General features: G+C 53.1%; 11 protein-coding genes. 3 read left to right on the plus strand and 8 right to left on the minus strand.

The features are described from left to right. Positions 1-221 precede the first annotated feature (221 nt). The 3 genes from acs to WN56_RS07965 form a co-directional block, all read right to left on the minus strand. Positions 222-2,171, minus strand: a complete 1,950-nt coding sequence (acs, locus tag WN56_RS07955) for an acetate--CoA ligase (protein WP_046074532.1) — start codon at positions 2,169-2,171, stop codon at positions 222-224. Between the two features lie 243 nt (positions 2,172-2,414). After that, positions 2,415-3,038 carry a 3'-5' exonuclease gene (locus tag WN56_RS07960; RefSeq protein WP_046074533.1) on the minus strand — a complete coding sequence of 208 codons (624 nt, stop codon included), beginning with the start codon at positions 3,036-3,038 and terminating at the stop codon, positions 2,415-2,417. Position 3,039: 1 nt separating this feature from the next. Then, positions 3,040-4,836 carry a DUF294 nucleotidyltransferase-like domain-containing protein gene (locus tag WN56_RS07965; protein WP_046074534.1) on the minus strand — a complete coding sequence of 599 codons (1,797 nt, stop codon included), beginning with the start codon at positions 4,834-4,836 and terminating at the stop codon, positions 3,040-3,042. Positions 4,837-5,031: 195 nt separating this feature from the next. On the opposite strand from WN56_RS07965, the gene WN56_RS07970 reads away from it, so the two are divergent. From WN56_RS07970 to WN56_RS07980, 3 genes are all read left to right on the plus strand, one after another. Continuing rightward, positions 5,032-6,207, plus strand: coding sequence for a 3-phenylpropionate MFS transporter (locus WN56_RS07970; protein ID WP_046074535.1), 1,176 nt, complete (start codon positions 5,032-5,034; stop codon positions 6,205-6,207). A gap of 150 nt (positions 6,208-6,357) precedes the next feature. Further along, positions 6,358-9,804, plus strand: coding sequence for a hybrid sensor histidine kinase/response regulator (locus tag WN56_RS07975; RefSeq protein WP_046074536.1), 3,447 nt, complete (start codon positions 6,358-6,360; stop codon positions 9,802-9,804). Beyond that, positions 9,801-10,025 carry a hypothetical protein gene (locus tag WN56_RS07980; RefSeq protein WP_046074537.1) on the plus strand — a complete coding sequence of 75 codons (225 nt, stop codon included), beginning with the start codon at positions 9,801-9,803 and terminating at the stop codon, positions 10,023-10,025. The genes WN56_RS07975 and WN56_RS07980 overlap by 4 nt, the downstream gene beginning before the upstream one ends. A 9-nt stretch (positions 10,026-10,034) precedes the next feature. Here the strand turns inward: WN56_RS07980 and WN56_RS07985 are convergent, their stop codons facing one another. From WN56_RS07985 to WN56_RS08005, 5 genes are all read right to left on the minus strand, one after another. Continuing rightward, a complete protein-coding gene (locus tag WN56_RS07985) occupies positions 10,035-10,547 on the minus strand; it encodes a hypothetical protein (RefSeq protein ID WP_046074538.1) in 513 nt (170 codons plus the stop codon). A gap of 69 nt (positions 10,548-10,616) precedes the next feature. Continuing rightward, positions 10,617-12,344, minus strand: coding sequence for a sodium:solute symporter family protein (locus WN56_RS07990; RefSeq protein WP_046074539.1), 1,728 nt, complete (start codon positions 12,342-12,344; stop codon positions 10,617-10,619). Between the two features lie 12 nt (positions 12,345-12,356). Continuing rightward, complete coding sequence (locus WN56_RS07995) at positions 12,357-12,623, minus strand: DUF4212 domain-containing protein (protein WP_046074540.1); 267 nt, start codon at positions 12,621-12,623, stop codon at positions 12,357-12,359. A gap of 180 nt (positions 12,624-12,803) precedes the next feature. Beyond that, complete coding sequence (locus WN56_RS08000) at positions 12,804-13,436, minus strand: MarC family protein (protein ID WP_046074541.1); 633 nt, start codon at positions 13,434-13,436, stop codon at positions 12,804-12,806. A gap of 36 nt (positions 13,437-13,472) precedes the next feature. Beyond that, positions 13,473-14,105, minus strand: coding sequence for a response regulator transcription factor (locus WN56_RS08005; RefSeq protein WP_046074542.1), 633 nt, complete (start codon positions 14,103-14,105; stop codon positions 13,473-13,475). Positions 14,106-14,145: the final 40 nt, after the last annotated feature.

The following is a 14,145-nucleotide window of genomic DNA, read 5'->3' on the forward strand; positions in this document are numbered from 1 at the left end:
ACTTCAGCGCAAATCGCAGCAAAATACTGGTCTAATCAGCACAGTTTGTCTGTTAGCGATATCAAAAGGGTTGCTCGTCGGCGGTTTGATGCGGGATGACACCGCAAGTCCCTACTTTTTGTGTGATTGCGAGGGAGGGAAAGAGTTCAGTTTACCGTGTGCTGGGGATCAAAAAAGCCGCCCGAAGGCGGCAAAGGTTGCTAAGCAATCTTTCGTTAGGGTTAAACCACACTTTCTTTTTCTGCGATAAGCTTATCGACCACACTAGGATCGGCCAATGTGGAAGTATCGCCAAGACTACCGGTATCACCGGTGGCGATTTTGCGCAGAATGCGACGCATGATCTTGCCTGAACGGGTTTTAGGCAGTGCATCCGTCCAGTGGATGAAGTCGGGTGTCGCAATGGGGCCAATCTCTTTGCGCACCCACTCTTTGACTTCCTTGTGGAGTTCGGCGCTGGGCACTTCACCCGCATTGAGGGTGATATACGCATAGATCGCTTGGCCTTTGATATCGTGTGGCACACCAACAATCGCGGCTTCGGCAATCTTATCGAATGCGACGAGCGCCGACTCGATCTCTGCCGTTCCCATCCGGTGCCCCGAGATATTGAGGACATCATCGACACGGCCGGTTATCCAGTAATAGCCATCTTCATCGCGACGCGCCCCATCGCCGGTAAAGTACATCCCTTTAAAGGTGGAAAAGTAGGTTTGCTCAAAGCGGTCATGATCACCGAAGACGGTGCGCATTTGTCCTGGCCACGAGTCAAGCATGACCAGGTTACCCTCGGTGGCACCGTCGAGTATATTGCCCATGTTATCGACTAATGCAGGCTGTACGCCAAAGAAAGGACGGGTTGCTGAGCCTGGTTTCAACGCGGTGGCGCCCGGTAGCGGGGTAATCAATATCCCACCGGTTTCTGTTTGCCACCAAGTGTCGACAATCGGACAGGCTTGGTTCCCTATGGTGCTGTGATACCACTCCCAAGCCTCTGGGTTGATGGGTTCACCCACCGAGCCCATGATCCGCAGTGAGTCGCGTTGGGTGCCCGCGACCGCTTCGTTGCCTTTTGCCATCAGTGCGCGAATCGCGGTGGGCGCGGTGTAAAGAATATTCACTTGGTGCTTATCGACCACTTCGCTCATGCGTGCCGTGCTTGGATAAGTGGGGACACCTTCAAATAAGACTGTTTTCGCACCATTGGCAAGCGGACCATAGACAAGGTAGCTGTGACCGGTGATCCAGCCGACATCTGCGGTACACCAGAACACGTCTCCCTCTTGATAGTCGAAGACATACTTAAAGGTCATCGCCGCGTACACCAGATAGCCACCGGTCGTGTGCAGTACCCCTTTTGGGGTGCCTGTGGAGCCTGATGTGTAAAGAATAAACAAAGGGTCTTCGGCTTTCATCTCTTCGGCGGGGCAGTCGTCTGACACCTTCGCGGCGGCCTCGTGCCACCACACATCACGATGACTGTGCCAGTCAATGTGTCCCCCGGTGCGTTGGTACACCACTACTTTTTCAATCGATTTCACTTTGGGGTTTGCTAGGGCATCATCGACGTTTTTCTTCAGGGGCACCGCACGGCCACCACGTATCCCTTCATCGGCTGTCACCACTACTTTGGCATTGGAGTCAATAATCCGACCGGCCAATGCTTCGGGAGAAAAGCCGCCAAATACCACGGTATGCACCGCACCGATACGGGCGCACGCCAGCATCGCGACGGCGGCTTCCATCACCATCGGCATATAAAGACACACCACATCGCCTTTTCTTACGCCGTTATCTTTTAGGACATTGGCAAATTGGCATACCTGCTGGTGGAGTTGGTGATAGGTGAGCGTGGCATCGTCTTTGGGGTCGTCGCCTTCCCAAATCAAGGCAACCTGATCGCCCCGCGCCTTGAGGTGGCGATCGATACAGTTGGCTGCGACGTTGAGTGTGCCATCTTCAAACCAGCGGATATCCACGTGGCCGGTATCAAACGAGGTGTGTTTGACTTTGGTATAAGGCGTCATCCAATCCAGAATTTGCCCGTGCTCGCGCCAAAAGCCTTCTGGGTCGGCCACTGACTGCTGATAGAGTGCTTGATACTTGGCTTCATCCGCGTGTGCCTTTTGTGCTATTGAAGGCATGACGGGGTATACGTGACTATCGCTCATCCTGTTTCTCCTCGTGTCCGCGATGCTCCACGCGGCGCTTCCATGTCATGAGATGTCAGGCGTTACCGCTGCCTGGCAAACGAAAACCATGCAGTAAAGGTGTGACATATCGGGACGTCCGACAATTAGACTTTAGGATGACCCCATTGATTTTTAAGCGATTTGCGCAGTTGTCAGGCCAGATAGTGGGGGCTAGATCCCACTTTGTCTTTGCGTTCGTGCGCAAGTCGCGGCTTCGATGCGTTATTTGGATTGCAGCATGGGCATCTCACCTTGGGTGAGGCGGACATAAATCAATGCGGCGGCGAGCGCATCATCCAATGCATCATGCCGGGCCGGCAAAGGGACATCGAGGTGACGACTAATGGCTTCCATGCTGATGTCGTGATAGGCATTAGGTAGCAGGCGATCGAGTTTGCGTTGATAAATATCACTGACTTCAATCAGAGGGTTGGGGAGAGGAAAGCCGAGAAAATGCCGCGCGTAGCGATCGAGAATACTTTTATCATAACGAATGTGATAGCCGACCAATGGATGATTACCAATAAAGTCGACCAGTGCGGTGATTGCTTGATCTGCAGTGACACCGTGAACCAGATCCTGGTGGCGCAGACGATGAATTCTGACCGAGCCGGCGCTCAGACTCTCTGGCGCGGCCAGTGTCAAGGTGAGAGCGTGACTGGTGAGGATCCGATTGCCTTTAATCGGAGTGGCCGCAATCGTAACCAGCTCTGCACGGTGCGGATCCAAGCTGGTCGTTTCACAGTCCAGTGAAATCAGCGTGCTTGAGTCGGGGGGCAAAAATAAGTCCCGATAGGGTGAGTGTCGTAGACGATGACGGTACCAATGCCGAGTCAGCCAATTCAAATTAATCCCTCACGTGATAATGGAAAGCGAGTGACTCTTTGAACTTTTTCACCACATGCAGCCCGTGGCGCAGTAAGTCGCGTTCGCTAGAAGGGAGTTGAGCTACGTCGAGGTAGTTGCTTTGTGGTTCGCCACTCAATTGTTGTCTTAAACGTAATCGGATAAATAGCTTCAAGGCTTCGGAGAGGTTTTCCGCCGTTTCTTCCGCCAGTGCCCCTAGGTTGGCAAGCTGCTCCAGCCGCTCAAAGGTGTTGGTGTGTGGTACACCTTTTTCCAAGCTCATGGTACGTACGCCATGGACGATGGGAAAAATCCCCCCTTTTTTGATATCCAGCCCTTCTTTGCTGCTTTTGAGGGAGCCAAATACGGTCAAAGGAACGCGAAAGGCTAGCGCAGGACGGACAAAGGTGTTGAGCGTCAACATATTGTCGGTCAAGCTGTCTTTGAGTGGTGTTTGGATCGCATCAATCAGACTAAGATCGCCAGCGATCGGCTGGCTGTCAGCAAGGATCGCCAAGTCCATGACACTTTGATGGTTGGCACTTTGTGCCAGATTACGCACGGTTTGCTGCCATTGCGTGGCGGTTTTTACCCACTTGGGATTACTGACCATCACGTGACCCGGACAGGGCGGGTAACCGAGTTGATACAGTGTATGTGAAAAGGTCTCCATCACTTGCTGGCAATCGGGCCAGTTGAGATCGTCGGCGAGAATCAAGGCGTTGTCTTGGTCGGTTTTGAGTACTTGCTCGCCGCGCCCTTCAGAGCCCATGACCACCAAGCAGCACTGACGTTGATAAGCCTCGGGCACTAACAAGCGAAAGGCTTTTTCCATGATTTGCTCATTCACCGTGGCGATAAGCTGCATCACAAAGCGGGTATGAATGCCATTGTTAAATAAGGTGTGTACCAGCTTGCTCTGGCTGTTTGCGGCGATCACCAGTTCGTCAATGGTTTGTGCGCGGGCAATCTGTAAGTTAAGCACGTGAGAGTGAGTCGAAAAGAGGCTCAGTACCTGAGGAAGATCGAGCATCCCTGCAGTGTTTCCGTGTTCATTGACGACCCGGACACGTTTTACACGCTGGCGTGTCATCTTAATCATGGCGTGAAAGAGAAAGTCGCCGCGTTCCACACTGATCACCGGACGTGTGGCCACTTCGCCAACAGGCACGGATTGATCGTAGCCTTCGAGCACGAGCGCATGAAGCAAATTGGTGCGGGTGATAATACCGCAGTCGCCATTTTCATCATCGACCAAGGCGCAGTCGCAGCGCTCCGCTTTCATCTGGGCGGTAGCGGCATGCAGGGGCACGTCGGGGGAGACACACAAGGCAGGTTGAATATTGCTGTCATCAATTCTTGTCAGCATAAACTCGGCGAGATTTTGTTGCTGACGAGCTTGCACCATCAGTGCTTGTCGGCGCTGAAGGTTGGTATCAAAGTAGCCTCGAAACGCGTGATTATGATGATAAATGGCGAGGAACACCTCGGCGGGTAACAGGTGGCAGAGGGTATCTTCTAGCGCGCGGTATCGGTGTTTGGCGGTGCCATTAAGCAGTGCTGGCACGTCGAATAAGTCGTCGGTGGTGTAATGAGAAAACACTTCCTTGCCGTCTTCTGACACTTCTTCCACGCTGCCTTTGATAATGATAAAGAGCTGCTCGCCCGTATCACCGGGCTGGATCAGGGTGTCGCCACGGCGAAAGTAGGCGACGTCGAGTGCTTGGCGGCATTGTTTGACTTGTGATGCGGTTAGGCAGTCAAAGGGCGCATGAGAGGTGTCAAAAGGTTCAGGCATAGTCGCACTCCTCACTGTGATATTCACAGTGTGTCTCACCCTTTCCGATCTCGCTAGCCGACTTTAGTCTAGCCAGTCATGCACCTGGACTGGTCACCACCATGTATTTGTCGACAATCGTGGCGCGCGTGTCTTTTTTTCCTCGCACAGAGCTGCGACACTTAGCGGGTATCTATCTTAATGTGAAGTAATGAGATGACCTTAACCCAATGTTCCCCGTTTCGCTGGCTGTCAGAATACTTTGGCGGTTTCTTTTTTTCCTATGGTGTGTATCTCCCGTTTTGGGCGGTTTGGTTTGAGTATCTTGGTCTCAATTCAGGCGTGATCGGCACCTTGATTGGGCTTGGTTTTGCAACCCGATGTGTGGCCAACTTAGTCTTCACACCGCGCGTACAACAGGTTGAAGCCTTGTTGCCGGCCCTGCGGGCCTTGACACTCATGGCGTTAGTGACGTGTGCCTTGCATCCTATGATGGGTGCCAATGTGTGGTGGCTGGCTTTGGTGACCGTGTTATTTAATTTAGCCATTGGTCCCTCCGTCCCCCTGTCAGATGCGCTCGCCAACTATTATGCGCGCCATAAAGTTATCGACTATGGTCGAACTCGCCTCTGGGGATCGATAGCCTTTATTGTTGGGTCGAGTTTGACCGGATGGCTGGTGACCGAGCAATCGGCGGCGATTATTCCCTGGATCGCGATTGGCGGCTTGTCTGCCTGTTTGCTACTGACGTTGCGTCGACCGACATTGATGCCACAAAGCGAGCACGATATGACCAATAGCAAAGTCTCGATGCGTCAGCTTTTCCGCGACCGTCAGGTGGTCGTGTTCTTGTTAATCGCCTCCCTGCTGCAAGGCAGCCACGCAGCGTATTACAGTTTTAGTGCGATCTACTGGAAGCAGGCTGGATATAGCGAGAGCATCGTGGGCTATTTGTGGAGCCTCGGGGTTGTCGCGGAAGTGGCAGTATTTGCCTTGGGGGCGCGGCTTTTTAATGGCTGGTCATCAAAAGCCTTGTTCCAATTGGCGGCTGTGGGTGTATTGCTGCGCTGGGGGATCACAGGGACGACGACCGCTGCGGTGCCTGTGATACTGGTGCAACTGCTTCATGGCATTACGTTTGCCGGCGCACACCTTGGCGCGATGCAGTACATCCAGCGCGAGTGTGGGGCGCGATTGGTGGCCACACAAGCGGCGTACAATGCGCTACCAATGGGCGCAGTGGTGGCGGCGCTGACCACGGCAAGTGGGTGGATTTATGCTGTATCGCCCTCTGGCACTTTTTATACCATGGCGCTGCTTGCGTTGCCTGTTTTCGTTTTACCCCTGCGTGAGCCGGCATTTTGGCGTGCCAAGCAAGCTAAGGTGGCATAAACAGGCCTAAGCTGTAATAAACCACGATTAGGCTTGCAGTAAAGTTAGCTAAGGTGCCCACAAAGCGAATACGAGACGATTGAGTGGGCGCCGATACCGTGTTACACCCAGCTCAAGGGTTCGGCAAAGGATTGCGTCAGGAAGGGAGCCATGACACAAGGCTGGGTAATTGTCTCTGTTTCACTGCTTTATATGGGCGCACTGTTCGCGATTGCTTGGTATGGTGATCGTCAACCGCGCTGGTTACGCTCATGGCGCCCGTGGATTTATAGCCTTTCTATCGCGGTGTATTGCACCTCTTGGACCTTTTTTGGCACGGTTGGCCAAGCGTCCAGCTCACCATGGTCATTCCTACCGATTTATCTTGCCCCTATCTTGGTGTTTACCCTTGGGTGGCGTTTTCTTGCCCGAATGATCTTGATCGCCAAGCGCGAGCACATTACCTCCATTGCCGACTTTATTGCGGCGCGATATGGCAAATCGCAGGGCTTAGCGGTGATGGTGACCTTGATTGCCGTGGTCGGTGTGCTGCCCTATATCGCGTTGCAACTGCGCGGTATTGCCATGGGGCTCGATGTTCTGTCGCCAGAGCTGGGGCAAAGCATTGGCTTGGCACAGCCCCAAATCGCCTGGCTCGTGTGTATCTCCTTGGCCGCATTTACCGTGTTATTTGGTACGCGTCATATTGACAGTACGGAGCACCACCGAGGGATGATGATGGCGGTCGCTTTCGAGTCGATCGTCAAGCTGGTCGCGTTTCTCGGGGTGGGTATTTTTGTGGTATGGCTGCTATTCCAAGCGCCCAGCTTGCCCGTGAGTCTTGAGGACTCTGGCGTGATTGGTCGCCCGGATGTGGGCAGCTTAATCATTCACACCTTGCTCACAGGGGCGGCAATCATTTGCTTGCCGCGCCAGTTTCACACCATGGTGGTGGAAAACACGCGCGCGAGTGATTTGAATACGGCGCGTAAAGTCTTTCCGACCTACTTGTTACTGATGCTGATTTTTGTGCTACCGCTCGCCTATGCGGGGCAAGCGTTGTTACCTGGGGCACCTGCTGATACGTATGTGATTCGGCTGCCGCTATCGGTAGGGGCTGAGGGGATGGCGCTACTGGCTTTTATGGGGGGGGCATCGGCTGCCAGCGGGATGGTGATTGTTTCAACCATTGCGTTGGCGATCATGGTATCGAATGATCTGGTGATGCCACTGTTGTTGCGGCGAATGAAGCTGAAATCCCGTAACTTTGCGCAGTTCTCTGGGCTGTTACTTAACGTTCGTCGTGCGCTGATCTTTTTGATCTTAATTGCCGCGTGGGGCTTCTATCATCTGATCCTCACTGTGCCCACGTTATCGGAAATTGGCTTTCTCTCCTTTGCGGCCATTGCTCAGTTTGCCCCTGCGATGATTGGCGCCTTGTACTGGCGTCAAGGCAACAAAAAAGGCGTATATGCTGGCTTACTCGTGGGGTTTTCACTGTGGTTGGTGACCATGATGACCCAAACCGGCATGCTGGCAGGAGATGGCCAATCTAACCTATTGATTTGGATTATCACCCCTCCCGATTTTTCACCGTTTACTCACCTCAATACCGTGGATTGGGGACTGGCCTTCAGTGTGTTAATGAATGCTCTTGGCTTTGTGGTGGTTTCTTTACTCACGCGACCATCACTGAGTGAGCGTTTACAGGCCGCCGCGTTTGTTGGCATGCCACTGCCGGAAAACGATGATGCGCGCTTGTATCAAAGCCGGGTGACAGTGGCGGAGCTGGAGATGCTCGCGGCTCGCTTCGTGGGTCGCCGGCGCATGCGCCAGGCGTTTAGCCAATTTGCAGAGCAGCGTGGTGAAGAGCTGATGCCCCAACAACAAGCCAGCGCACCGCTGATACGTCATACCGAGCGGGTGTTGGCAGGCGTGTTTGGTTCGTCGTCGGCACGCTTAGTCCTTTCATCGGCCCTTCAGGGGCGCAATATGCAGTTGGAAGAAATTGCCACCATTGTTGATGAGGCCTCTGAGCTGTTTGATTTCTCGCGGGGATTACTGCAAGGGGCTATCGAGCATATCAACCAAGGGATCTCTGTGGTGGACAAGCAACTCCGGCTGGTGGCATGGAATCAGCGCTACATTGATATGTTTCAATTTCCACCTGGGCTTATCCAGGTCGGGCGACCGGTCGCGGACTTAATCCGATTCAATGCTCAGCGCGGACTTTGTGGGCCGGGTGATCCGGAAGAGCATGTCAGCAAGCGAGTGCTGCACTTAACACGACGAAAACCGCATACCTCTTCGCGAGTGCATCCAGACGGACGAGTGATTGAGCTGCAGGGCAACCCGATGCCGGGCGGTGGTTTTGTCATGACATTTACCGATATCACCGCGTTTCGGGATGCGGAAGCGGCGCTCAAGCAGTCTAATGAAACCCTTGAAGCGCGGGTGACTGAGCGAACGCGTGAATTAGAGCGGCTAAATAGCCGATTGATTGATGCGACCCGCAAGGCTGAATCCGCCTCACAGTCGAAGAGTCGCTTTTTGGCCGCGGTCAGTCACGACTTGATGCAGCCACTTAATGCTGCACGTTTGTTTGCTTCGTCACTCAGTGAGATGGCGGCAAACCGAGATACTGAAGCCGTTGCTCAGCACATAGAAAGCGCACTAGAAAGTGCGGAAGTGTTGATTGGTGATTTGCTCGATATCTCACGCCTGGAGTCGGGCAAAATGAAAGCACGTATCGAGACCTTTGCATTAAGCGAGGTGTTTCATGCGCTAGAGGCGGAGTTTGGCGTACTGGCTCGCCGCCAGGGGTTGGACTTTCGCGTTGTGACCAGCCAGGTGTTTGTTCAGTCTGATAAGAACTTGCTGCGCCGGGTGCTGCAAAACTTTTTGACCAATGCCTTTCGCTACAACCCTGAGGGCCGAGTGTTGTTAGGTGTGCGACGAGCAGGACGCGACTACCGCATTGAGGTGTGGGACGATGGCGACGGGATCCCTGTCGATCGTCAGCAAGATATCTTTCAAGAGTTCACACGCATTGATCACGAAGGTGCGGAGCAGGGGTTGGGCTTAGGGTTGGCGATCGCGAAGGGCATTAGCCAAATCCTCACTCAGCCTCTGGCGTTGAAATCCTGGCCGGGTCGAGGCACGGTGTTCTCGATGACAGTGAATGCGAGCCAAGCGGAAAAGGTCGAGCCAAGTCCTGTGGCGCCTGCCACCTCATCGGCGCGAGAGCTCGAAGGTTGCCGTGTCTTATGTGTGGACAATGAGCAAGACATCTTGGATGGGATGGCGCAGCTTTTATCACTGTGGGGATGCGACGTTCGCTGCGCCCCTGACGTGAGTGGTGCGATCAAGACGATCGGCGATCAATGGCAGCCTGAGTTTGTCCTGAGTGACTATCACTTAACGAACCAGCAAACGGGGTTGCAAGTGCTACAACAATGCCAACTAAAAGTAGGGTGCTGCTTTCAGGGGGTGATCATCAGTGCTGACCGCAGCGCCGAGACACAACAGACCGTGACTGGACTAGGCTTTATGTATCTCTCTAAACCGGTAAAGCCGCTTAAGTTGCGTGCATTATTACAACAGCGAGGAAAACGATGACCCCTTTTACCCTACCGCGCCTAGAAACAGATGTGGGTATTGTTAAAGTGGCAGGGCACTTTAACCCTGTTGATGGGCATATCGAGGTTGATGAATTAGCACACCTAGACGGTGATGGGTGGGCGGATGTGAGTCATTGGCTGACAGAGCAAGCGTATGAAAACAAAATCGCCACCATCGTAGTGGCGATCCGAACATCGTTGATGTCAATTGACGCGTGACGTCTCACATTATGACGCATCCTGCGCCTGTTGGTGCTCGGTATAAAACGTTTTATGTTCGATAAAGGTCACTGGCGTTTCGGCATAATAGTGGCTCCCTTTCATACTCACGGCCAGGCGGATTTGCGTCTCTTCGCTGCGTGGTGCTGGCAGAGAGACCGTCCAGGTCATGCCTTGTTCATCGCGGATTTGCATGGTTTGCGGTGCGATGTTTGTCAGGCCGATTTGTGCGCCTTCCAGGGGCAGCTCGCTGACCAACCGCAGCGTTAACCGGTTGTTTTCGACGCCTTGCGATTCCAGTTTGAGTTTCATATCGCCATTTTCGAGCTGACAAAACCCGCTGGTATAACGGCAATTAGAACGGACCGCCAGCGGATAGCTTTGCCCTGGCTGAGCGGCTTTGGGCGTCTCAGACACACTGGCATCGACGGCAAAATAGGCGATCACCGCTAACACTGGCGCAACCAGCATCGCAATAACCACATGTTTATTGGTGAGTAAACGCGTGACCGTTGACATCATGCCTCTCCTTGGCTGGTCGTAACCAACAGTATAAAAGCCCCCGCAGGGGCTTGATAGGTTAACACGGGATTAGTGTGATTGCGCATCACCGGCTCCAGACGGCATACGAACGTGCTCGACCAAATCTTGCACCTCTTGCGGTGTTTCTTTCGTCATGCGCGAGACAATGATCGCCACGGCAAAGTTGCACACGGCCCCTACTGCGCCAAAGGCATTGGGCTCGATACCCAGTATCCAGTTGCTACCGAGGCTTTCTAAGTATGTCCAGTCAGAGATAAACAAAATCCCCTTGTGTTGGAATACGTAGAACAGGGTGACGCTGATCCCCGCGACCATACCGGCAATCGCCCCTTCTTTGTTAATGGTCTTGGTAAAGATCCCCATCATGAGTACCGGGAAAATCGATGACGCGGCTAAGCCGAACGCCAGTGCCACCGTCCCGGCCGCAAAGCCTGGTGGGTTGAGCCCTAAGTAGCCGGCCCCAGCGATGGCTAATGCCATAGATATCCGGCTTGCCAGCAGCTCGCCTTTTTCGCTGATATTCGGATTGACGACCCCTTTAATTAAGTCGTGGGATATGGCTGACGATATCGCAAGCAACAACCCGGCGGCAGTCGACAGTGCCGCGGCTAAGCCACCGGCGGCGACCAGGGCAATCACCCAGTTAGGTAGCTTGGCAATCTCTGGGTTGGCCAGCACCATGATGTCGCGGTCAACACGTAGCTCATTGGTTTCTGAATTCGAGGTGTATTGAATTTTCTGATCACCGTTTTTGTCTTCAAAGCCTAGCAGCCCGGTGGTTTCCCAGTTCTTAAACCAGTCTGGACGCTGGTCATAGGCGAGGTTGTCACCGTTCGGTAGATTCACCGTGTCCATTAAGTTCAAGCGCGCCATCGCCGCCACCGCCGGTGCTGAGGTATACAAAATCGCGATAAAGAACAGCGCCCAACCGGCAGATGTCCGTGCATCACGCACCTTAGGGACGGTGAAAAAGCGAATAATAACGTGGGGTAAACCGGCCGTACCTATCATCAGTGACATGGTGTAGGCAAACATGTTGAGAGTACTACCCCGCACGGCGGTGGTGTATTCGACAAAGCCGAGTTCGGTCACCACCTGATCGAGTCGGTCTAGCAAGTACTGATCCGTTCCCGCCATGGTGCTACCTAAACCAAGCTGTGGGAATGGGTTACCCGTCAGTTTGAGGGAGATGAAGATTGCGGGAATAGTGTAAGCTAAAATGAGCACGCAATACTGAGCAATTTGGGTGTAGGTAATGCCTTTCATCCCGCCCATCACGGAATACATAAAGACAATGACCATACCGATTAATAGCCCGGTGGAATAGTCGACTTCTAAGAAGCGGCCAAAGGCGACGCCCACCCCTTTCATCTGGCCGATAACATAGGTGACGGAGGCGATGATCAAACAAACGACGGCAACAATGCGCGCGGTTTTTGAATAGAAGCGTTCACCGACAAACTCTGGCACGGTAAACTTGCCAAACTTACGTAGGTAAGGGGCGAGCAACAGTGCGAGGAGCACGAAGCCGCCCGTCCAGCCCATCAAAAAGACCGAGCCCCCATAGCCCATAAACGCGATTAAGCCGGCCATCGAAATGAACGAGGCAGCTGACATCCAGTCGGCAGCGGTCGCCATCCCGTTCGCCACTGGGTTCACCCCGCCACCGGCGACATAGAACTCTTTGGTGGAGCCTGCGCGTGCCCAGATCGCAATCCCAATATAGAGGGCGAACGTGAACCCGACAACAATATAAGTAATGGTTCTTAAATCCATGTGTTAGTCCTCTTACTCGTCGTCCACGCCGAACTCGCGATCGAGTTTGCGCATTTGTTTGGCATACACAAATATGATGCCGAGGAAGGTATAAATCGATCCCTGCTGAGCAAACCAGAACCCAAGTTTGTAGCCACCAATTTGAATAGTATTGAGGGCATCCACGAATAAGATCCCACAGCCGAATGAGACAACAAACCAGACAATCAGCAGACTGATCATCAGTTTTACGTTTCTGTCCCAGTAGGCTTTCGCGTGTTCCTTGCTTTGAAACGCCATCGCCTTCTCCTTGTTTAGCACGTTAATGGAATGTTACTTGAAGACGATAGCAGGGGATGGACGAAGCGACATTGCAACTTTAGTCGAGCGCAGTCAGCGATAATGAGCGGAAAAAGCAGGGTTTTTGTGAGCTAGGTACGGCTGACTCGGGTTGAGCCAGCCAAGTCTTTCGCCAAAGGTCTAACTGAGGTGATAAAACTTTTGGATGCCTTCGAGTAAATTCGCAACGGCGACCGAGGCAAGGATCAGCCCCATGACGCGGCTGATAATCGACGCCCCCACATTCCCAATCACTTTGTGAATCACATTGGCGCCGAGGAGTAAGACCAAGGTCGCGACCAAAACAACAAACATCACCCCAGCGGTCACCGCTTGTTCCGCAATGGCATACCGATTGTTATCTGTGAGCATGACTACCGCCATCATGGCACCGGGGGAGGCAATAGAAGGGACGGCGAGTGGATAAACCGCGGTGGCGGCAATTTCTGCTTTATCAACGTCTTCACTCAGCATTTTGGCTTCTTGGCCGGGTTTTCCTTCACCGAAAATCATGGTGAGGGAAAACAATAGCAACACCAAGCCACCGGCCGCTTGGAATGCGGGTAACGGGATTTGCATGGCTTCAAGCAAAATCTGACCGACAATTAAAAAGAACAGCAAAATGGCAAAGGCAATTGCCACGGCTTTCACCGCGACGCGGCGCTTTTGTTTGGCGGACATGTGGCTGGTTTGCGACAGATAGATGGGCACGCTACCGACAGGGTCGATCACGGCCCATAAAATCACGAATTGCGTAGCAAGAATACTTAACATAGGCGCTCCAAAGTCGGTGTCTAGAGCGCTAGCGTATCAAAGTTCGATATTAGATTGCTGCAATAAAATCACCGCCTGAGTGCGGTTTTTCACGCCCAGTTTGCGAAATATAGCCGTCATGTGGGCTTTAATGGTCGCTTCGGATACCGCTAAGTCATAAGCGATCTGCTTATTCAGCAAGCCATCGCAAAGCATTCGCAATACTTTGTACTGCTGTGGGGTCAGTGTGGCGAGTTTGTCAGATAAGCTTTCGCTCTCATCGTCTTCGCCGAGATTATCTGGAAAGCAAGGTGTGCCGTCGAGCACTTGGGTTAACGACTGTACCAACGCACGCATATCGCTGGATTTGGGAATAAAGCCAAAGGCGCCATGAGCGCGTACCTGACGGATCACACTCGGCTCTTCACTGGCAGAGATCACCACAATCGGTAGGGTTGGATACTGGTGACGCAGCGCAATCAGCCCTGACATGCCATTCGCGCCAGGCATTTTTAGGTCGAGCAGCACCAAGTCGACCTCAGCATCTCGCGCTAAGATCTGATTTAAACTGTCTAAGCTGTCTGCCTCTAGCAGGTTGGCTCCGCTTATCGCCATATGCACGGATTGAAAGAGGGCGTTCCGAAACAGTGGATGATCATCAGCGATAACGATGGTGTGTTGCGCTTCCATAATGAGGCTATCTTCCCTTTGTTTTCAATAAAGCTACCAC

The sequence above is a fragment of the Salinivibrio sp. KP-1 genome, from assembly GCF_000968645.1.
GTDB lineage: Bacteria > Pseudomonadota > Gammaproteobacteria > Enterobacterales > Vibrionaceae > Salinivibrio > Salinivibrio siamensis.